Below are 20303 nucleotides of genomic sequence, written 5' to 3'. Positions count from 1 at the left end.
GTCGCATCGCGGCGCAGGGGCGGGCGCACGACCGGGCGCACAACAAAAGGGGCGCGGGAAACTCCCGCGCCCCATGGGTTCCGGCCGGCCGTCAGACGGCGCGGACCTCGATCCCGGCGGCCTCGAAGGCCTTCACCGCGGCCGGGTCCGCGTCGACGTCGGTCACGAGCACGTCGACCTCGCCCACCTGGCAGATCCGGGCGAACGCGCGACGGCCCAGCTTCGAGCCGTCGGCCACCGCCACCACCCGCTCGGCGCGCTCGACCATCAGCCGGTTGATGCTCGCTTCGCCTTCGTGGTGGGCGAAAGCGCCCGCCTCCGGGTCGAACGCGTCGACGCCGAGGAACAGCAGGTCGATGGTCAGCTCGCTGAGCACCCGCGTGGCGAGCGGGCCGCTCAGCTCGAACGACTGCGGGCGCGCGACCCCGCCGGTCACCACGATCTTGACGTTCGGCCGCACGGCCAGCTCGTGCGCGATGTTCAGCGCGTTCGTCACCACGGTCAGCCCCGAGGCGTCCCCGCGCCCGGACAGGTCCGAGCGGATCGCCAACGCGCGCGCGACGCCGGCGGTGGTGGTGCCGCCGTTGAGCCCCACCGCCATCCCGCGTTCGACGAGCGCCGCCGCGGCCGCGCTGATGCGTTGTTTCTCCGGCACGTGCCGGGCGGTCTTGTAGCGCAACGGCAGGTCGTACGCGAGGTCGTTCGCCACCGCGCCGCCGCGGGTGCGGGTGAGCAGCTGCTGCTCGGCCAGGTGGTCCAGATCGCGCCGGATCGTGGCGGCCGAGACGTCCAGCTCCTCGGCCACGTCCTCGACGTCGATCTTCTCCCGCTGCCCGAGCATGTCCAGCAGGGTGCTCAACCGTTCGTGCCGGGCCATCGGCGGTACTCCCTAGCTGCTCGCGGGACCGCTTCAATCAAGTGGATGCGTCCAAGGCCCCTGATTCGAGCAGTATGCTGCATTCGGCGGCAGCTTCGCACGCGACATGCCCGAACGGCCCGCGGCCACGTGCTCACGGTGGCGCCATCCGGAAGTCGTACCGGGCGGGCAACGGTGTCGTGGCCACCGCCGCCCAGGTGTCCGAAAGGGACGTCTCGCCTTCACGGATGTTGGGCACCTCGAAGCCCGCCTCGAAAATCGCGCGGGCGCCCGCCGTGTCGCCCAAGGCAAGACGGGTGCGCGCGGTGAGGAAGAGCAGGCGTCCCGAAAGCTCGCCTTGCCATGCCTCCAGCAACGCCGCGGCGCGTTCCGGCAGGTCCGCGTCCAGCTGCGCGGTGATGGCCTCGACGGCCAGCGGCAGCAGGTCCGGCACCAGCCGCAACGCGCGTTCGGACAGCTCCGCCGCCGCACGCCGGTCGGCCGACGCGACGGCCAGGTTCCGCAGCGCCCACGGGTTTTCCGCCGCCGCCAGCGAAGCGTGCCAAGCCGACCGCGCGCCACCGTGGTCACCGGCCGCCCACCGGGCGACACCGCGGTGGTACCAGGTCAGCCAGTTCTCCGGCGCGTGCTCCAGCAGGTCCGCCCACGCCGCGCCGACGAGCGTCGGCGGGGGCACCTCCGAGGGCGAGCCGGACGGCGGCCGGCCGTCCAGCAAGGCGCGCCACTGTTCCTGCTCCGGGCCCATCGCCGCGGCCGGGAACGGCGTGCCCGGCAGCACCGCCATCGTGCGGTGCACCTCCAGCGCGCCCCATCCGGAACCCTGGTGCAGCAAGGACTCCGGCGGCAGGTCGGCCACCTTCAGCCACTCCCGGTGCGGCTCGTCGAGCACCGGCACGGCCGACTGGACCGAGCCGGTGGCCGCGGCCCAGTCGGGCCCGTGCACCACGGCGGGGTCGGCCGAAACCGGGCCGTACGCCTCCAGCCAGTCCCAGGATTCCCCGGCGTCGAGGCGCAGGTGTTCCAGCTGGGTCCGCGCGAGCCCGGCCTGGATCTCCAGGTAGCCCGGCGCGCCCGGCGCCAGCCACTCCTGCCAGCGCCGCCCGCCCGCGGACTCGCCCCAGACGAACAGCTTCCGCCCGCGCAGCCGCCGGGTCGAGGCCTGGAGGAGCCCGTCCCCGCGCCCGTCGACCGCGGCGATCCAGCGCGGGGTATCGCCGGTCAGCTCGAAGAAGTAGTCCGCCGCGGCCTCCGCGCGGGCCGGGTAGGTCAGCTCGCCGGGCACCGCGACGCGGTCGAGCCGCCCGCCGTAGCCGTAATGCCAGGCCTCGGCCGCGGGCGCGAGCACCCGGGTTTCCGGCTCCCGCGTCACGGCGATGTTCGACCACCAGTACACCGGCACCGCGTGCGCGTGCGGATTGCGCACGCGCACGCCCACCAGCAGGAAATCCGAGCCCTCGGGCAGCGAGAAGTCCAGCTGGTAGGGCAGGTCCCGGGTGCGCTCCCACTCCCACAGCCGCAGCACCGGCGTGCCGCCCGGCCCCTCGACCCGGCCGGCGAACATCGGCGCGCAGGTCTGCGCGGTGTGCCCGGTGCTGCCCAGGTTCCACTCGACGCCCCCGGCGAACCACGCGTCGCGCAGCGCCAGGTTCGCGGGCTGGAACACCGGGTTCCGGTAGAGCAGCTCGCGCCCGGACGCCTTGTGCCACAAGGAGTACAGCCGCCCGCCGAGCGAGGGCAGCACGGTCGCGCGCAGGCGGTCGTTCTCCAGCACCAGCGCGGGCAGCTCGGTCTCGGTGCGCGAGCGGGTGTAGCCGTCCTGCAGCCGGTACGGCAGCACCGTGTCGAGCCGCCCGTACGACAGCCCCTCGGCCAGGTCCGCGGGCAGCTCCGCGAGGTTCGCCACCTGCTGCACCGGCGCGGGCTTCACCAGCGGTGGCAACGGGTTCTCCGGGCCCGGGTCCGCCGCGGGCAGGACCAGCGTGGTCACGCTCAGGCTGGTCATGCGTCCGGCAGCCGCTCGCCGGTGGCCTCGTCGAACAGGTGCACCGCACCCGGCTTCGGCGTCAGGCCGATCTTCTCCCCGCGTTGCCACGGCGCCATCCCGGGCGTGCGGACGGTCAGCACCCCGGCGGTCTCGCTGCGGCAGTACAGGTACTGGTCGCTGCCCAGCTCCTCGACCACCTCGACCACGGCCGCCAGCCCCTCCGCGCCGGTCTCCCAGCCCTCCGGCCGGATGCCGACGACGATGCCGGGCCCGGTCAGCGCCGCGCGCTGCGCCGGGGTCAGCTTCAGCCGGGTGCCGCCGACCAGCGCGCCCTCACCGTCCACCGTGGTGGTGAGCAGGTTCATCGCGGGCGAGCCGATGAACCCGGCGACGAACACGTTCACCGGCCGCGAGAACAGCCCGACCGGGGTGTCGCACTGCTGCAGCAGGCCGTCCTTGAGCACCGCCACCCGGTCGCCCATGGTCATGGCCTCGACCTGGTCGTGCGTGACGTACAGCGTGGTGATGCCCAGGCGCCGCTGCAGCGAGGCGATCTGCGTGCGCGTCTGCACCCGCAGTTTGGCGTCCAGATTGGACAGTGGCTCGTCCATCAGGAACACGCTCGGCTCACGGACGATGGCCCGGCCCATCGCGACCCGCTGGCGCTGGCCGCCGGACAGCTTCGCCGGCTTGCGGTCCAGGTACTCGGTGAGGTCGAGCAGCTCGGCCGCCTCGCGGACGCGGCGGTCCCGCTCGGCCTTCGCCATCTTGGCGATCTTCAGGTGGAAGCCGATGTTGTCGCCCACGCTCATGTGCGGGTAGAGCGCGTAGTTCTGGAACACCATAGCGATGTCCCGGTCCTTGGGCGGCAAGTCGGTCACGTCGCGCTCGCCGATGTGGATCGAGCCGTCGTCGACGCCCTCCAGGCCGGCCAGCATCCGCAGGGTGGTCGACTTGCCGCAGCCCGACGGCCCGACCAGGACGAGGAACTCGCCGTCGTCGATCTCCAGGTCGAGCCCGTCGACGGCGGGCCGCTCGACCCCGGCGTAGTAGCGCGTGGTGTCGGTGAAGCTCACGGTGGCCATGGGGTCCTTACTTTCCGGCGCCGAGGGTGAGTCCGGTGATGATCCGGCGGGCGAGCACGAGGTAGAGCACGAGCATCGGCAGCACCACGATGGCGACGCCGGCGATCAGGCCGCCGTACTCCGACTGGTAGCTGGCCGCGCCGTAGAAGGTGAACAGCGCGCGCGAAAGCGTGAAGTGCGCCTGGTCCTTGAGGAACACGATCGCGAGCAGGGTCTCGTTCCACAGCCCGATCGCGTTGAGCGTCAGCGCGGTGATCAGCCCGCCGCGCGCCAGCGGCAGCATCACCGAGAAGAACGTGCGCAGCGGGGACGCGCCGTCGATCGCCGCGGCCTCCTCCAGCTCGTCCGGCAGCGAGCGGAAGAAGCCGGTCAGCAGGAACACGGTGAACGGGATGGACAGCGCCACGTAGACCAGGAACAGGCCGTACTCGTTGTCCAGGTGGATCTTGCTCATGACCACGAACAGCGGGATGATCACGGTCTGGAACGGCACGCCCATGCCGATCGCCACCACGTTGGTCAGCGGCCCGGAGCCGCGCACGCCGAGCCGGGTCAGCGCGTACGCCGCCGGGGCCGACACCGCGACCGTGACGACGGTGGCGAGCCCGACCAGCACCACGGTGGTGACCACGGCGTTGCCGAACCCGGCGTTGTTCCAGGCGTAGACGAAGTTCCGGAACGGCTTGCCGAGGTGGAACCACTGGTACGGCAGGGCGAACGGCTTGGTGAAGATCTCCACCGGCGTCTTGAACGAGGCCGACAGCAGCCAGTACAGCACCAGCACGTTGCCGGCGGTGAACAGCCACACGATGGCCGAGCCGAGCAGCCGCAGCGGGCTCAGCCGCCGGGAGCCGGGCGCGGGCTTGGGCCGGCGCGGCGGCTTGCGCGCCGGTTTCGCCGCGCGGGCGGCGGGCGCGGGCGCGTCCGTGACGGACATGGTCTCCCCCTCAGAACTGGATGGCGTCACGGCGCATCAACCGGCGCAGCAGGACCACGAGCACCGACACGAGCGCGATCATCGCGACCGCGCAGGCACAGGCGGCGCCGAAGTCCGGGGTGCCGTTGGAGCCGAAGGTCCGGTCGAACACGTAGATGCCGAGCGTCCACGCCTGGTTCGGCGGCGCGTAGGTGCCCGGCCCGGCCAGCACGAAGACCAGCTCGAAGATCTTCAGCGCGTTGATCGTCCACAGCACCCCGGCGACCCCGACCACGTCCCAGGTCATCGGCAGCGTGATGTTGCGGAACTTCTGCCACGGCGACGCCCCGGCCAGGTCCGAGTCCTCGTACAGGTACGGCGGGATCCGGTCGACCGCGGCCATCAGGATGGTGATGTAGAAGCCCGAGCTGGCCCAGATCAGCGAAGCGGTCACCACCCCCGTCACGTTGGCCGGGGCGAGGAACTTGGCCGCGTCCGCGCCGACGTGCTCCAGCACGTAGTTCGCCAGGCCCTGCTTGCCCGGCTGGTACTTGAACACGAAGCCGAGGAACATGCCCAGTGCCACCGGCGCGACGATGTTCGGGAAGAACAGGATCGCCCGGATCACCTTGCCGCCGCGCATGTCCCGCAGCACCATGGTGAACAGGAACGCGATCGCGAACGTGCCGATGCCGCCCAGGAAGACGTACACCAGCGTGTTGCGGAAGGCGTACTGGAACGAGTCGCTCTGCCACATCTGCACGTAGTTGGTCACGCCGTCGGGCTCGGGGGTGTCGCCGGCCCCGGCCCAGTGGGTGAAGCTCAGCACCACCGTCGCGATCGTCGGCAGCACCAGGAAAGCCAGGTACAGCACCAAAGCCGGGACCGCGAACGGCCAGAACAGCCGGCGCTTGCGGCCTAGGTGCGCCCCGCGGGTGGCGCGGGCGGCCGGGGCCCGCACCACCCGAGTCGCGGCCGTCATCAGCCCTGGGTCTTCCAGAACGCGGCGCTCTTGGCCGAAAGCTGCGCGACGAACTGCTGCGGGTTCAGCTGGCCCTTGAGCAGCGCCAGGTCCGCCGGGTCGAACACGTCGGTCTGCCACTTGCCGCCGGCGATGCCGTCGATCCCGTCGTACTGCAGCACGTGCTCCTTCTTCGGGTCGTCCATCGCGGACTTGACCTGCTTGAGGTCGTCCGGCACGGCGAGGTCGGCGCGGGGCACCAGGTTGTCCGCCACGGCCGGGATGCCGGAAAGGATGTCCTTGTTGAGGAAGTAGGCGATGAACGCCTTGGCCGCCTCGGCGTTCTTGGCCTTCTTCGGCACCGCGAAGCCGATGGACATCTGCTCGACGGTGTCGTGCGTGGCGCCCGGCGGCATCGGGAACTGGAAGGAGCCGTACGCGATCTTCGTGCCGGCGCCCTCCTTGTCGAGGTACTCGCGGGTCTCGCTCGGCGCCCAGGTGCCGACGTAGAGGAATCGCGAGTCACCGTCCGCCCAGCGCTGCTGCACCTGCGGGAACTTCGCCGCGTCCCAGCCGTCGATGAAGTACTTCGGCAGCTTCGCGGTCTCGGTGGCGGCCTTGAGGAAACCGGGGTCGGACGTCCAGGCCGCGCCGGTGGGGTCGGTGGCCGCCTTGTACAGGCCGCCGGAGCCGACGTAGCGCTCGGCGAGCTGGGTGAAGAAGTACATGTTGTAGAACGGGATGTCCCCGTCCAGGCTGATCGCCGCCTTGCCGTCGGACTTCGCCTTGTCGAACAGGGCGGTCAGCTCGTCCATCGTCTTCGGCTGCGCCACGGCGCCGGCGGTGTCCTTGTCGAACCACCAGGCACTCGACTGGACGGTGTACGGGACCATGAAGTTGTGGCCCTCGTGGTCCTTGTTCTGTGGGAAGTCGTACGAGCTGGGCGAAAGCACGTCCTTGACCGTCTTGTCGCCCTCACCGACCTTCATCCCGTAGACGTCGTCGAGGCTCTGCGTGCCGCCCGGGGTCATGATCGCGGCGCCGACCTTGCTGACGTCCTGGTCGAACAGGTCCGGCACGGTGTCGGTGTTCAGCGCGGGCACCAGGTTCTGCGTGTAGGCCTTGCGGCCGAGCCACTGGACGTCGACGTGCACGCCGGTCTTGTCCTGGAAGCACTTGAACGCCTTCTGCAGCACCTTGCCCTGCGGCTCGTCGGCGGTCCACATCGACCAGTAGGCGACCGTCTTGCCGGTGGCGGGCTTGACGCCGGGCTCGGGACACGGCGCGTTGAGGTACTGGTCGACGCCGGGCAGCGCGTTCTCACCGGTGCCGCCCGCGGCGGTGTCCCCGCCGCCGCAGCCGGCGAGCAGCAGCGCGGCCCCGGCCGTGAGAGCCACCGCCAGCTTTGTCCTCGAGGTCCCGGCGAGCCGGTCCCCGGGCCTTTCCGAACGCTTGCCTCGTGCTACCCGCATAGCCACCACAGCCACCACCCGATCTAGGAAATAACGCCGGTTTCTGCGCATTAGCGCGCAGTTTTCTGCGACTTCACGCATCTGTCAACAAGTTCGCTCGGTAAATCTGCACAATCGTCACCTGGCGGTTTCCGCGTGTCCCAGCATGAGCACACCCAGCAACCGCCGCACCTCGACCGCCACCGCCGCCCGGCCCGCGCCGAGGTACCGGCGGGGGTCCACGCGCTCGGGGTGCTCGCGCCAGTCGTCCGTCGCGGCGGCGGTGAACACTTTGTTGAGCTGGGTGGCGATGTTGACCTTCGTCATGCCGGCGGCCACGGCGCCGGCCAGGCCCTCGTCGGACACCCCCGAAGAACCGTGCAGCACCAACGGCACCGGCACGGCGGCGTGCAACGCGGCGATCAGCTCGAAGTCGAGCGCGGCGTCGCGCGTCAGCATCGCGTGGGAGCTGCCGACCGCCACGGCCAGCGCGTCCACGCCGGTGTTCGCGACGAACTTCGCGGCCTCGCCGGGATCGGTGCGGGCGCCGGGCGCGTGCACGCCGTCCTTCCCGCCGACCTCGCCCAGCTCGGCCTCCACCCAGACGCCGTGGTCGTGGCAGTACTTCGCGACCTCGCGCGTCGCCCGCACGTTCGCCTCGTAGTCCAATGTGGACCCATCGAACATCACCGAGCCGAACCCGAGGTCCACGGCCTCGCGCACCAGCTCCCGCGATTCGGCGTGGTCCAGGTGCACGGCCACGGGCACGCCCGCCGCCCGCGCCTCGGCGAGCGCGGCGCCGCCGACCGGGGCGAGCGCGCCGTGGTAGCGCACCGCGTTCTGGCTCAGCTGCAGGATCACCGGCGCGTCGGCGGCCTCCGCCCCGTCCACGATCGCGGTCAGGTGCTCCAGCTGGATGGCGTTGAACGCCCCGCAGCCGCGGCGCCGCGCCACGGCGCCGCCGACGATGTCCCCCGTGGACACCAATGGCATGTGGCCCTCCTCAGCTCGCCCGGGCGCGCACGGCGACCCGGTGGTGTTCTCGGTGGTAGTGCGGGAGGTCGACGTCGCCGGCCAGCGGCCCGAGCACGGCCGCGCCGGACAGCGCGACGGCCCGGCGCAGCACCTGCGGCCACGGCTCGTGCCGGCAGATCCCGAGCGCGATCCCGGCGACGGCCGCGTCACCGGCCCCGGTGGCGTTGCCGCTCAGCTCCGCGGGCGGCGCCGCGTGCCAGGTGCCGGCCGCGGTGACGGCGAGCAGGCCGTCGCGGCCGAGCGACACGACAACCGCGCCCGCGCCCGCCTTCCGCAGCTCGGCCGCGGCCGCCTCGACGTCGCGGATTCCGGTGGCCTCGAACAGTTCCCGGGCGTTCGGCTTGACCACGGCCGGCCGTCCGGCCAGCCCGGCCAGCAACGCGTCGCCGGAAGTGTCGAGCACGGTCGGGATCCCGGCCGAGGCGAGCTGGGCGTACGCGTCCGGCGGCGCGCCGGGCGGCAGGCTGCCGGAGCAGACCAGTACTTCCGGCCGGTGCCGGGCGGCCGCGGCGGCCAGCGCCGCCCACTCCCCCGCCGTGATCACCGGGCCGGGCTCGTTGAACAGGGTGACCGCGTGGTCGTCGGAGGAGAGCACGGTGGTGGTCCGGCGGGTCTCCCCGGCGATCGGGACCAGCTCGGCGGGCACGCCGGAAGCCGCCAGCTCCTGCGCGACGGCGCTGCCGGTGGCACCGCCGGCCAGCGCGACCGCCCGGGTGTCGGCGCCCAGCGCGTACAGCACGCGGGCGACGTTGATCCCCTTGCCGCCGGCGCGCTGCCGCACGGCCGAGACGCGGTGCACCTCGTCCGGCACCAGACTGTCCACTGTGTACGTCACGTCGAGCGCGGCGTTGGGGGTCACGGTGAGGATCACGGCGCCACCACCCGTTCCAGCAGCTCCGCGGCCAGCAGGCCCGCGCCCAGGCAACCGGCTTCGTCACCCAGCTCCGCACGGCGCAGCACCGGGCGCCGCTGGAAGACGAGCGACCCGGCCAGCCGCCGGTCGACGCGTTCCAGCAGCCCGCCCGCCTCGAACAGCCCGCCGCCGAGCACCACGACTTCGGGCGCGATCAGCGTGACCAGCAGCCTCAGCCCGGTGGCCAGCGCCGTCACGGCTTCCTCGACGACCTCGCGTGCCACGTCGTCGTCCGCCTCGAGCACTTCGCGCGCACCGGCGACGGCCCGGCCGGACCGTTCCGTGTAACGGCGGGCGATCGCGCCCGCGGACGCGACCACCTCCAGGCAGCCGGTGGCGCCGCACCCGCAGCGGTGACCGTGGCCGACGTCGACGTGGCCCAGCTCGCCGGCCTGCCCGGCCGCGCGATGCGGACGGCCGCCGATCAGCAGCGCCGCCGCGATCCCGGTGCCGACCGGGACGAACGCGGCGTCGGCGAACCCGCGGGCCGCACCGAAGCGGTGCTCGGCCAGCCCGCCCGCCGTGACGTCGTGCCCGAAGGCGACCGGCATCGGCAGGCGTTCGGCCAGCAGCTCGCGCACCGGCGCGTCCCGCCAGCCGAGGTTCGCCGCGAACCGCGCGACGCCCGCGGCCTCGTCGACCACCCCGGGCACCACGACCCCGGCCGCGGCGATCGGGCCGGCGTGCTGCAGCTGCCCGATCAGGGTCCGGACCTGGTCCGCCACGGCCTTCGCCGGATCCGCGCCACGGGCGGTGGGACGGCGCAGCTCGGCCCGCTTCGTCCAGCGGCCCGGCTCGTACACCGCGGCCTTGACCGTGGTGCCGCCGACGTCGACCGCCGCGAGGAGCGTCATGCTCAGCTCAGCACGACGGAGCGCGTGAGGCTCCGCGGGTTGTCCGGGTCCAGCCCCTTGCGCTCCGCGATCGCGCCGGCGACGCGCTGGGCGCGCACCAGGTCGGCCATCGGGTCCAGCCCGGTCTCGACGAACACGCCGCCGGCCCGGCGGACGTCCTCGGCCAGCCCGTCCGGCGAAGCGCCGAACATCCAGGTGACGCGGCCGGGCTCGCTGATGCTGATCGGCCCGTGCCGGTAGTCCCAGGCCGGGTAGGACTCCGTCCACAGGAGACAGGCTTCGCGGAACTTCAGCGCGGCCTCGTTGGCCAGGCCCACCGACCAGCCGGTGCCGAGGAAGCTGAACTGCCCCGCCTCGACCAGCTCGGCCGGCAGCGGCTCGGCCAGCACCCGCTCGGCCTGCGCGATCACCGGGGCGAGGTCTTCGCCGAGGTGCGCGCGGAGCATGGCCAGCGCCGAGGTGGCGAACCGGGTCTGCACGACCGAGCGCTCGTCCACAGAGGACAGGTCGACCACGGTGCCCGCGGCGCCGGCGATCTCGGCCGGGACCCCGGTGATGGCCGTGGTCGGCAGGGTCGGCGCGGTCTCACGCAGCCGGGCCAGCAGGGTGTGCACCTCGGTGGTGGTGCCCGACCGGGTCAGCGCCACGACCTGGTCGTAGGCCCGCCCGACGGGGAACTCCGAAGCGGCGAACGCGTCGGTCTCCCCGAGCCCGGCGGTTTCGCGCAACACGGCATACGCCTGCGCGATGAACCACGACGTGCCGCAGCCGACCACCGCGACCCGGGCGCCCGGCGCCGGCAGCAGCCGCGCGTTGGCCGCGGCCAGGTTCGCCGCGTCCCGCCAGCACTCCGGCTGGCTCGCGATCTCCGCCGCCATGAAAGTCCCGCTCATCGACTCCCCATCCGTGCCAGGTGTGAGCAACAGCTGTCACCGTAGATGCAGGTTTGTGCATCGTCAATGCTGTCTTTTTGCATCTTCGAGCATCGATGGCGCAGCCAAGCGAGCAGAACCGTGCAGACGGCCGCCGTATAGGGCGTTATACGACCGTCGATCGTTGACAGTGAAATACCTCGGAGTGCATCATCACTGCACACCAAATGTGATCGATCTTGTTTGTTCTGTCTAGTTTTCCGACATCAATGCTCATCCAGGTCCCCCGCAGCCGCGTCGGTCGGCGTCCGGAAGGAATGAGGAGCCCATGCCCGTCTCGTATCCCAGGTCCCGTGGAACCGGCCGGAGAGCCGCCGTCGCGCTCGCCGGCGTGGCGTTGTGCGTCGGCGGCCTGGTCCCGGCCTCCGCGTCGGCGGCGCCGTCCGGCGGCTTCACCGTGACGGTCAACGGCACCGGCACGTACGCCTATCCGACCGACACCCCGGCGAGCGGCTATATCGACAAGGACGGCACCTACTACTTCCAGCAGTCCGCCGCCGACTACGGCGCGACCGCCCCGCGGGAGTGGGAGTTCTACTCCGGCAAGGACTTCGACTCCGCGACGAAGTCGAGCGCGCTGAGCAACGCGGTGAACCCCGCCGAGCCCCGCGACAAGAACAACGACACGACCTGGCGGTGCAACACCAGCCCCACCGGCCGGGAGGCCACCGCCCCGCCGGCCGGCTCCGGCTACTCGCAGAAGAACTTCTGCGACCTGTCCGGCGTGTGGGTCGACCCGGACACCGGCGACTGGTACGGCTTGGTGCACAACGAGTTCACCCCGCAGCCCTTCGGCGACGGCCTCCACTACGACGCCATCGACTACGCGGTTTCGACCGACGGCGGGCACACCTGGGCCATCAAGGCGCACGTGATCACGTCGCCGTACAGCACCAAACGCGGGGACACCGGCGCCTTCCCGCAGCAGACCTACTACTACGGCGACGGCGACCAGCGGCTGCTGACGGACACCGCCTCGGGCTACTTCTACCTGTACTACGGCTCGCGCGTGGTGGACAAGAACGGCGGCTGGAAGGCGTTCTACGAGCACGTCGCCCGCGCGCCGATCGCCGGCAAGATGGCTCCGGGCAGCTGGCAGAAGTGGTACGACGGCAAATGGTCCGAGCCGGGCGTCGGCGGCCGCGAAAGCAACATGGTGCCGGTCGACGGCGCGAGCAGCACCGGCTACACGCCTGCGTCCAAGGAGTACAACCCGGCCAACGCCGGGACCACCACCGAGCAGGTCGCGGCGGGCAAGACCCCGCCGACGTCACCGCTGTTCGTCATGGACGTCGCCTACAACGCCTACCTCGGGCTGTACATCGGCGAACCGCAGGCGGTCGACCAGAGCGGCAAGGCGCCGCAGCAGTTCTACGTCACCGACGACCTGGCCACGCAGAAGTGGCGGCTGGCCGGCGACACCGGCAACCACACCGACGCCTCCTGGTACCGCTGGTTCCTCGACAGCGCCGGCAAAACCAGCTCGTCGATCGTCGGGAAGGACTTCCGGTCGTACTGCGCGTTCGGCTGCCCGGGCGACGCGTCCGGCACGTACTTCGACCTGACCGTCGAAGGCGCCCGCCCGGCCACGTCGCTGTTCGACCCGGCCAAGGCGTACCGGATCGCCAGCGGTGACGGCCGCGTCCTCGCGCAGGTCCCGGGCCGCTCCGCCACCACCTCGCAGTTCGCCCGGGCGGGTGCCACGGCGTGGTCCTTCGCGGCCAACGGCGACGGCTCGTACCGGATCGTGAACCGGGCGACCGGCGGGCTGCTCGGCGTCGGCACCTCGTCCCCGGCGACCCGGGCGTGGGGCACCGCGCCGACGGTCACCCCGGCCGGGCCCGGCGGCCCGAGCGTCGGCCAGCAGTGGTTCGTGCTCCGCTCCGGTCACGGCTACCGGCTGGTCAACCGCTACAGCGGACTGGTGCTGGGCCTCTCCGGCCGGGCCGCGGAAACCACCCCGGCCCGGTACTGGACCGACCGGACGGGCAACCCGGTCGGCGGCGGGCGCACCGCGTCCCAGCAGACGCTTTCGATCACCGCGGTTTCGTAGCCGCGGGGACTGGAGGTTCCGGGCCGGCGGGCGCCCTCGCCAGCTCGGCCTCCAGGATCCGCTCGGCGCGCGGCACCGCGAGGCCGCGGCCCGCCGCGAACCACCCGGCGATCAGCACCACCAGAGGGAGCTGCGAGGTGAGCGAGGATTCGACGACGGCGCCCGCGGGCTGGCTGTAGATGATCACCGCCCGCAGGACGGCGTCGACGATCAGCACCCCGCCCAGCCCGGCCGTCATGGCCCGGTAGAGCGCGCGGAACTTGCGCGAATTCACCCAGGCTCGCTCGAATGCCTCCTCGCGAGCGGGTTCTCCTTTGGCCGCAACGGGTTTGAGAGCCGTGCGCATCAACGGCCGCTCGGCCCACGCCGACGCCAGGATCACCAGCCCGCCGATGGCCAGGTACAGCGACACCCGCGCCAGCACGAACCGGGCATCGCCGCTGATCGAGGTGAGCACCACGCCCGCCAGCACCTCTACCAGCACGACCAGCGCGAACACGTCGACCCCTCCCTCGGAGCGGCCAGGGCGACGCCCGAGCCCCACGTCGGCGCCTCCCCCAGTGCGGGCACGGCGGCGCCCCAGCCCCACGTCGGCGAGCACGATCACCCCCAGTACGACCGAGCCCGCCACCATGCTGGGCACGTCGCCGAGGCCCGCGGCGTGGCACCCGAGGATCGCCGCCGTGGGCGCCAGGCCGGCGAGCAGCGCCAGCCGCCAGCGGAACCGCCCGTAGCCGGTCTGGCCGCCGATGGCCTTGCCCGCCAGCAGGGTTCCGCCGATGGACAGCAGCACCGCGGCGGACAGCCCGGTCGGCGCGAGCGCGACCAGCACCACCGTCGGCAGCAGCAGGTCGACCGCGGCGTTCACGATCATCAAGCCCACCCGCACCGCTTTACGACCCGCACCGACCTCAGGCATCGCGCTCCCCCAATCCCTGCACACATCATTATTTTGTCTGCTAAGAGAGTGCAAGGGTAAGGTAGCATCGGCCCATGACGCAAGCCGACCCCGCCGACCAGGTGGCGAACGCCCAGGTGCTGGGCCGCGAGTTCGCCACCGCGATCGTCGTGTTCCACGAGGCCGTCGGCCGGCTGCTGGGGTTGAGCGCGGTCGAGCGCAAGTGCCTGGACCTGCTGCAGCGCCTCGGCCCGGTGACGGCGGGGGCAGTCGGCGAGCACACCGGGCTCACCACCGGCGCGGTCACCCGGATGCTCGACCGGCTGGCCAAGGCCGGTTACGTGCGGCGCGCACCCGATCCGCACGACCGCCGCAAGGTCGTCGTGCACCTGCTGCCGAACGAGCGGATGGACGCGCTGATGGCCATGGCGTTCGGCCCGTTCGTCGATGACCTGGGCACGATCATGACCCACTACGACGAAAAAGAGACCCGCGCGATCCTCGACTGGGCGAGCCGGACCACCGGCGCGCTGATCACCAGCACGCGGCGGATCTCCGGCCTGGACGCCTGAAGCCCTCGCCTCGCCGCCCCCGGGCGCCTGAAGCTCCCGCCGGCGGGACCGGACCCAGGCGGCCGCGCGCCGGACCGCTGCGCCCCCGCGTCACCGGGTTTCATGATCGGGACCGGTCCCCGGCACCCGGCCTTACCGTGCGGGCCGGAGCACATCCGTCCGCAAGGGAAGGCAGACCCATGATCAAGACCCGTTCGCTCACCCGCCCGCTCGCCGGCCTCGCCGTGGTCGCGCTGGCCGGTCTGGGGCTGGCCGGCACCGCTTCGGCCGCGACGGACGCCGCCGCGCCGTCCTGCATCGAGGTCGCTTCGCAGGGCGGCTCGGTCGGCACCACGCTGTTCGTCACGGTCGCGAACAACTGCTCGCGCGAGTACCGCGTCACCGTGGTGGTGAACCGCGCGCCGGACAGCAGCTGCTTCAGCATCGCCCCCGGTGACCGTCAGGGCCTCAAGTTCGCCGGCGCGGAGCCGACGGTCGCGTCGGTCGACCTCTGCTGAGCCCCGGTCAGGCGAGGAAGCCCCCGTCGACCGGCAGCACCACCCCGCTGAGGTGGGACGCCCGGTCGCTCAGCAGAAACGCCGCGGTGGCCCCGGCTTCCGCCCCGGTGCCCGCCTTGCGCAGCGGGGTGGCGGCGATCCGCGCCGCCACCCCGCCGGGGATCGTCCGGCGCAGCTCGTCGAGCATCGGCGTCTCGGTCGGGCCGGGCGCGATCACGTTCACGCGGATGCCGAGCGGCCCGAAGTCGTGGGCCGCGGTGCGGGTCAGCCCGATGACCGCGTGTTTGCTCGCCTGGTAGGCGCCCATGCCGGAGCTGCCGCGCAGGCCGCCGATGCTGCTCACGTTGACGATCGAGCCCGAGCCCCGCGGCTCCATCACCCGCACTTCTTCGCGCAGGCACAGCCAGGTCCCCTTCACGTTGACCGCCATGATCCGGTCGAAGTCCACTTCGGACACCGCGTCGAGGCGGCCGCCCTGGCCCATGGCCGCGTTGTTGTACGCCCCGTCGAGCCGGCCGAAGCGGGCGACGGTGGCGTCGACAAAGGCCGTGACACTCGCCGCGTCCGTGACGTCGCCGATCGTGTAAGCCACATCGTGACCCGCTGCGGTGAGTTCTTCGGTCAGCGCGGCCAATGGCTCTTCGGTGCGGGCGACCAGCATCAGGGACGCGCCGTCTTCGGCGAAGACGCGCGCGGCGTCGGCGCCGATCCCGGTGCTCGCGCCGACGACGAGGACGACCTTGCCCTCCAGTGGCGGGGTGCTCATGAAGCGTTGTCCTCCTTGGGTTTTCCGCGCAGCGCGAGCATCTCGCGGGCGTCGGCCGGGGTGGCGACCTCCTTGCCGAGGTCCTCGACCACGGCCCGGATCTTCGTGACCTGCTCGGCGTTGCTCAGCGCCAGCCGGCCCTTGCCGAGCCAGAGGCTGTCCTCCAGGCCGACCCGCACGTGGCCGCCGAGCCACGCGCTGTGGGTGCCGAACTGCATCTGGTCGCGGCCCCCGGCGAAGGCCGAGAACGCGTAATCGTCCCCGAACAGCTTGTCCGCGATCCGCACCATGTGCTCCAGGTTCGCGTGGTCGGCGCCGATCCCGCCGAGCACGCCGAACACGCCCTGGATCAGCAGCGGCGGCTCGGCCAAGCCCTTCTCGGCGAAGTACGCGAGCGAGTACAGGTGGCCGATGTCGTAACACTCGTACTCGAACCGGGTGCCGGCCTCGCCGAGCGTGCGCAGGGTGTGCTCGATCTTGTCGAAGGTGTTGACGAACGGGTGCGCGTAGGTGTTGAGCACGTAGGGCTTTTCCCAGTCGTGCCGCCATTCGGTCACCTTGCCGGCGATGCCCGAGTAGACGAAGTTCATCGAGCCCATGTTCATCGACGCCAGCTCCGGCCGCAGCCGCGTCGCCGCCGCCAGCCGCTGGTCCATCGTCATCGACGACGCCCCGCCGGTGGTGATGTTGATGACGGCGTCGGTCTCCGCGGTGATCGGCGCGATGATCTCCTCGAACAGCTCCGGTTCGAACGCGGGCCGCCCGTCCGGGTGCCGGGCGTGCAGGTGCACGATGGCGGAGCCGGCCTCGATCGCCTCCAGCGCCGCCTTCGCCACCTCCGCGGTGGACAACGGCAGGTGCGGGCTCTGCGAAGGCACGTTCACCGAACCGGTGATCGCGGTGGTGATGATGACTTTTTCCGCTGCCCGCATCAGTTCTCCTGTTCGCCGAGCGCCCGGTAGGCGTCGAGTTTCGCTTCGTCGAGCGGGCCTACCAGGCTGACGGCCACCTGCGTGGCCCCCGCGTCGTACTGCTGCCGCAACGCTTCCCGCACCTGGTCCGGGGTGCCGCAGGCGACGAGGGCGTCGACCAGCCGGTCGGACCCCGGCGGGGCGAGGTCGGCGTCGGTGAAGCCGAGCCGGGTCAGCTTGGCCAGCTGGTGCGGCAGGGTCAGGTAGTAGGCGAGCCGCCGCCGGGCCACGTCGCGGGCCGAAGCCCGGTCCCGGCCCACCACCGCCCACTGGACGACCGAGAGGAACAGGTCCGGCCCGATCGTCTCGCGCGCCCAGCGGGTGTGCTCGGGCGTGACCAGGAACGTGAGCAGGCCGTCCGCGCGCTCCGCGGCCAGGCGCGTGATCCCGGCCGAGTACGCGCCGAGCACTCGCGGCACCTCGGGGCCGCCCCGTCGCCGGATCACCGCGTCGACGCCGTCGAGGTAGTCGCGCAGGAACGGCAGCGGGCCGGTCCCGCGCTCCCGGGCCGCGCCGCTGACCCCGAGGCCCAGCACGTACCGTCCCGGGTACCCGGCGGCGAGGTCCTGCGCCGCCGACGCGGCCGACTTCGGCACGCGTTCGAGCGCGCGGGCGACGCCGTTGCCGACGATCATCCGCTCGGTCGCGCCGAGCACCAGCGCCGCGGTCGTGAACGCCTCGCGCCCGTTGACCTCGGGGATCCAGACCATCCGGTGGCCGCTCCGCTCGAGCGCGCGGACGAAGCGCACCACCCCGTCGTGGTCGAGCTCGTCCAGCTCGGCGATCGACAAGGCGTTGCGGGGCAAGGAAAGCGAGAGGTTCACGGGCGCCCTTCGGCTTCCCGGAACGCCGCGACCAGCCCGCGCGCGGCCTCCGCCAGCATCGAGGTGTCGTTGCTGAGCAGGACGAAGTCGCAGCCGTCGCGCACCGCCTGCGCGGCCCGCTCGGGCACGCCGCCGAACGCCAGCCCGCAGCGCTTCCCGGCGGCGTGCGCGGCGTCGAGCGCCGAGGCGATCGACTCCAGGACCTCCGGCGAGGCCGGTGTGGTGCCCATCGACATCGACAGGTCCGCGGCGCCGACGAACACCGCGTCGACGGCGTCGAGCGCGAGCATTTCCGGCGCGGCCTTGATCGCCTCGGCGCTTTCGAGCTGCGGGATGCAGAGCACGTCGTCGTTGCCGGTGGCGAGGTATTCGGCGTTCGGGCGCAGGCCCCAGGCCCCGGCGCGGCTGGTCCCGCCGGCGCCGCGGATCCCGTGCGGCGGGAACCGGCACGCCGCGCCGACCGCGGCCGCCTGCTCGACCGTGTCGACGTGCGGCACCAGGATGCCCATGGCGCCCGCGTCGAGGATCTTCTGGATCGTCGACGCCGTCTTGTCCGGCACCCGGACCAGCGGCACCACGCCCAGCGCGGCGGCGGAGTTGATCAGCCGGTACGCGATCGCCAGGTCGAGCGGCGCGTGCTCCAGGTCGATCACGACGAAGTCGAACCCGGCGTACGCCATGATCTCGACCGGCTCCCCCGCGGTGATCTTCAGCCAGGTGCCGAGCGGGGCCGTCACCCGGCCGGGCGCGAACAGCCCGGCACCCGTGCGTCGGGGCGCGGTCACGGCATCGGGTAGTCGTCGGCGTTGAGGACCCAGCCCGGTTTCCCGGAGAAGTCCGCCCGCGGCGGGCTGAAGATGTCGATCAGCTGGTTCACCCCGGGGTCGCTCGCCGCCGAGGTGTGCACGGCGGGCGGCGGGATGACCGCCACCGACGGGCTGCCGAGCCGGACGTGCTCGTCCTCGCGCCACCCGGTGCTGTCGTTCAGCCACGGGGTGCGGATGTGGTGCACGTACTCTCCTTGCACGGCAAGGGAAAGCTGCTCGAAGTCCGCGTGCGAGTGCGGCGAGAGCCGGCGCGGGTCGCGCGGGCCGTCCTGCTCGGGCAGGAAGTTGACCATGAACGCGCGGGTGCGGAAGATGCGGCCGAACCGCGCCGGGTCCGCCGGCACGTCGGCCAGCGGGTAGAACCGGACCGCCGCCCCTCCCCCGGGTTCCGGCCAGCGCTGCAGCAGCGCGACCCGCGGGTGGTCTTCGGTGTAGGCACCGGCGTTCGCCGCGCGCTCGCGCCACGCGGGTTCGGTGGCCTCGACGAGCCGGACCAGCGGCCCGTCGCCGTGCACGCTGATCCGCGAAGCGCCAGGCGGGACCACGACCAGCCCGGGCTGCTCGATCCTGGTGGCGCCGTGGTCGGTGAGCACGGTGAAGGCCGGTGAGGCGCCGGTGACGACGATCGCGAGTTCGCCTTCCAGTGTCCCGTTGTCGAGGTCGTCGCCGGCTCGCGCGGCGGTGTGGATCAGCGCGACGTTCTGCGCGCGCACGATCGGGGTGGCCTGCAGGTCGAAGTACTGCGCGGCCGCGATCGCGGCGCCGCTGTCCGGTCCCGGCGCGGGCGCTGTCGCGAGTGCGGAACGCGGATCGTCCTTGGCGTACAAGGTTTCGGTGTCCTTTCGCTCAGGCGTCGAGGTTGAGCAGGTACGTCGGGTTGTCGCGCACCATCCGCCGCAGGTCCTTCTCCGGCAGGCCGAGGTCGAGCAGCGCTTCGGCGACCCGCAGCCACGCGTCGACCGGCTTCGGGTTGGCCTTCTGGCCGAAGTCCGAGGCCAGCACGATGTGCTCCGGCCCGAGCGCCTCGATCCAGGTCAGCAGCTGCTTCGGGTCCCACTTCTGCGTGCCCTCGGGGTCGTACATGCCGACCTCGTGCTCGACGAACGCGCCGAGCCCGATCAGCTCGCGGCACAGCTCCGGCTCGGCGCCGATGACGAAGTCCGGGTGGCTGACGACCATCCGCGTGATGCCCCGCTCCTTGGCGGCCTCGAACAGCGTGCGGATGTACTCGGGGTACATGTGCCCGCCGTTGACGACGGCCTCCTGCGCCTTGATCTCGTCGAGGATCTCGCCGGCTTCGGGCTTGAGCGCGCCGGTCCCGTCGACGATGTCGATGCGCTCCAGCGTCAGCGGCACGGTGGTGGTCGGGAACGCGCCGTCCTCCGGGTGGCAGTCGATGTGCCGGCCCGAGGAGATGGTCGGGAACCAGACGACCTTGCCGCCCATGCGCAGGCACATGCGCACGGCGTGGACGTTCAGGCCGCCGACCGTGCTGTTCAGCGCGATGCCGCCGTAGGCCTGCGCGGCGACGCCGGCGAAGCGCCCCTTCATCGCGAGGACGTCCATCTGGGTGTTGTGGTGATGGGACTTCGCGACCATCGCCCGCATGCCGATCCGGGCGCCGTCCTCGGCGGCCTCGACGTGGTCGAAGCGGCGGGGGAACGGGCTGGGCCCGGAGTGGACGTGCATGTCGACCAGGCCGTCCAGGACGGTGGCGATGGCGGGGCGCCGGCTCATAGAGTCACCTTCGTTCGCATTGTGAATACCCAGTTCACTATAAGACCGTCTGTCAACCCCAAGGGCCCTCTTGTGCAACGCGGGACTCCTGTTTACGGTATCTAGCGTTCACTTTGTGAACTTTAAGTTCGAAAATGCACCGGTTGTGGT

The 20303-nt window shown here is 71.9% G+C and carries 20 protein-coding genes; 3 read left to right on the top strand and 17 right to left on the bottom strand.

What is annotated here, in order from left to right:
• Positions 1 to 91 precede the first annotated feature (91 nt).
• From BMY97_RS10535 to BMY97_RS10490, 10 genes are all read right to left on the bottom strand, one after another.
• The gene (locus tag BMY97_RS10535; RefSeq protein WP_091616038.1) at positions 92 to 877 is read right to left on the bottom strand and encodes a DeoR/GlpR family DNA-binding transcription regulator; all 786 of its coding nucleotides are present in this window, start codon (positions 875 to 877) and stop codon (positions 92 to 94) included.
• A gap of 133 nt (positions 878 to 1010) precedes the next feature.
• Positions 1011 to 2879 (bottom strand): DUF5107 domain-containing protein, encoded by a 1869-nt coding sequence (locus tag BMY97_RS10530; protein WP_091616035.1) that lies wholly within the window; start codon positions 2877 to 2879, stop codon positions 1011 to 1013.
• A complete protein-coding gene (locus BMY97_RS10525) occupies positions 2876 to 3946 on the bottom strand; it encodes an ABC transporter ATP-binding protein (RefSeq protein ID WP_091616032.1) in 1071 nt (356 codons plus the stop codon). The genes BMY97_RS10530 and BMY97_RS10525 overlap by 4 nt, the downstream gene beginning before the upstream one ends.
• Positions 3947 to 3953: 7 nt before the next feature.
• Positions 3954 to 4883, bottom strand: coding sequence for a carbohydrate ABC transporter permease (locus tag BMY97_RS10520; protein ID WP_091616030.1), 930 nt, complete (start codon positions 4881 to 4883; stop codon positions 3954 to 3956).
• Positions 4884 to 4893: 10 nt separating this feature from the next.
• A complete protein-coding gene (locus BMY97_RS10515; protein ID WP_091616027.1) occupies positions 4894 to 5844 on the bottom strand; it encodes a carbohydrate ABC transporter permease in 951 nt (316 codons plus the stop codon).
• Positions 5844 to 7226: an ABC transporter substrate-binding protein gene (locus BMY97_RS10510; protein WP_425425254.1), complete on the bottom strand. Its 1383-nt coding sequence runs from the start codon at positions 7224 to 7226 to the stop codon at positions 5844 to 5846. Before BMY97_RS10510 ends, BMY97_RS10515 begins: the two co-directional genes overlap by 1 nt.
• 186 nt (positions 7227 to 7412) lie before the next feature.
• Entirely contained in the window at positions 7413 to 8267 is an 855-nt protein-coding gene (locus BMY97_RS10505; protein ID WP_091616022.1) for a class II fructose-bisphosphate aldolase, read from the bottom strand.
• Between the two features lie 10 nt (positions 8268 to 8277).
• The gene (locus BMY97_RS10500; protein ID WP_091616020.1) at positions 8278 to 9180 is read right to left on the bottom strand and encodes a 1-phosphofructokinase family hexose kinase; all 903 of its coding nucleotides are present in this window, start codon (positions 9178 to 9180) and stop codon (positions 8278 to 8280) included.
• Positions 9177 to 10076 carry an ROK family protein gene (locus tag BMY97_RS10495; protein WP_091616017.1) on the bottom strand — a complete coding sequence of 300 codons (900 nt, stop codon included), beginning with the start codon at positions 10074 to 10076 and terminating at the stop codon, positions 9177 to 9179. Before BMY97_RS10495 ends, BMY97_RS10500 begins: the two co-directional genes overlap by 4 nt.
• 2 nt (positions 10077 to 10078) lie before the next feature.
• Entirely contained in the window at positions 10079 to 10969 is an 891-nt protein-coding gene (locus BMY97_RS10490; protein WP_091616014.1) for an SIS domain-containing protein, read from the bottom strand.
• A 307-nt stretch (positions 10970 to 11276) separates the two neighbouring features.
• On the opposite strand from BMY97_RS10490, the gene BMY97_RS10485 reads away from it, so the two are divergent.
• Positions 11277 to 13061 carry an RICIN domain-containing protein gene (locus tag BMY97_RS10485; RefSeq protein WP_218156748.1) on the top strand — a complete coding sequence of 595 codons (1785 nt, stop codon included), beginning with the start codon at positions 11277 to 11279 and terminating at the stop codon, positions 13059 to 13061.
• On the opposite strand, the gene BMY97_RS10480 is transcribed toward BMY97_RS10485, so the two are convergent.
• A complete protein-coding gene (locus tag BMY97_RS10480) occupies positions 13045 to 13980 on the bottom strand; it encodes a VC0807 family protein (protein ID WP_143086173.1) in 936 nt (311 codons plus the stop codon). The genes BMY97_RS10485 and BMY97_RS10480 overlap by 17 nt on opposite strands.
• A 74-nt stretch (positions 13981 to 14054) precedes the next feature.
• Here BMY97_RS10480 and BMY97_RS10475 point away from each other — a divergent pair, with 74 nt between their 5' ends.
• Entirely contained in the window at positions 14055 to 14531 is a 477-nt protein-coding gene (locus BMY97_RS10475; RefSeq protein ID WP_091616009.1) for a MarR family winged helix-turn-helix transcriptional regulator, read from the top strand.
• Positions 14532 to 14710: 179 nt separating this feature from the next.
• Positions 14711 to 15028 carry a hypothetical protein gene (locus BMY97_RS10470; protein WP_091616006.1) on the top strand — a complete coding sequence of 106 codons (318 nt, stop codon included), beginning with the start codon at positions 14711 to 14713 and terminating at the stop codon, positions 15026 to 15028.
• A gap of 7 nt (positions 15029 to 15035) precedes the next feature.
• On the opposite strand, the gene BMY97_RS10465 is transcribed toward BMY97_RS10470, so the two are convergent.
• Genes BMY97_RS10465 through BMY97_RS10440 form a run of 6 tightly spaced genes read right to left on the bottom strand, consistent with a single transcriptional unit; the run spans position 15036 to position 20153 of the window.
• Positions 15036 to 15794 (bottom strand): SDR family NAD(P)-dependent oxidoreductase, encoded by a 759-nt coding sequence (locus BMY97_RS10465; RefSeq protein WP_091616003.1) that lies wholly within the window; start codon positions 15792 to 15794, stop codon positions 15036 to 15038.
• Positions 15791 to 16726 carry a 3,5-dioxohexanoate:acetyl-CoA acetone transferase gene (kce, locus tag BMY97_RS10460; protein ID WP_091616001.1) on the bottom strand — a complete coding sequence of 312 codons (936 nt, stop codon included), beginning with the start codon at positions 16724 to 16726 and terminating at the stop codon, positions 15791 to 15793. The genes BMY97_RS10465 and kce overlap by 4 nt, the downstream gene beginning before the upstream one ends.
• On the bottom strand, positions 16726 to 17589 hold the full coding sequence (locus BMY97_RS45905) for an LLM class flavin-dependent oxidoreductase (RefSeq protein ID WP_177231262.1): 864 nt from the start codon (positions 17587 to 17589) through the stop codon (positions 16726 to 16728). The genes kce and BMY97_RS45905 overlap by 1 nt, the downstream gene beginning before the upstream one ends.
• The gene (locus BMY97_RS10450) at positions 17586 to 18374 is read right to left on the bottom strand and encodes an HpcH/HpaI aldolase family protein (RefSeq protein ID WP_091615998.1); all 789 of its coding nucleotides are present in this window, start codon (positions 18372 to 18374) and stop codon (positions 17586 to 17588) included. The genes BMY97_RS45905 and BMY97_RS10450 overlap by 4 nt, the downstream gene beginning before the upstream one ends.
• Entirely contained in the window at positions 18371 to 19243 is an 873-nt protein-coding gene (locus BMY97_RS10445; protein ID WP_091615995.1) for a cupin domain-containing protein, read from the bottom strand. The genes BMY97_RS10450 and BMY97_RS10445 overlap by 4 nt, the downstream gene beginning before the upstream one ends.
• 19 nt (positions 19244 to 19262) lie before the next feature.
• Entirely contained in the window at positions 19263 to 20153 is an 891-nt protein-coding gene (locus tag BMY97_RS10440) for a DUF6282 family protein (protein ID WP_091615993.1), read from the bottom strand.
• Between the last annotated feature and the right edge of the window lie 150 nt (positions 20154 to 20303).

The organism is Amycolatopsis saalfeldensis (genome assembly GCF_900110575.1).
GTDB classification, from domain to species: Bacteria; Actinomycetota; Actinomycetes; order Mycobacteriales; family Pseudonocardiaceae; genus Amycolatopsis; species Amycolatopsis saalfeldensis.
The sequence above is the reverse complement of the archived record's forward strand: the minus strand, read 5'-3'. Positions and strand labels throughout refer to the sequence as shown.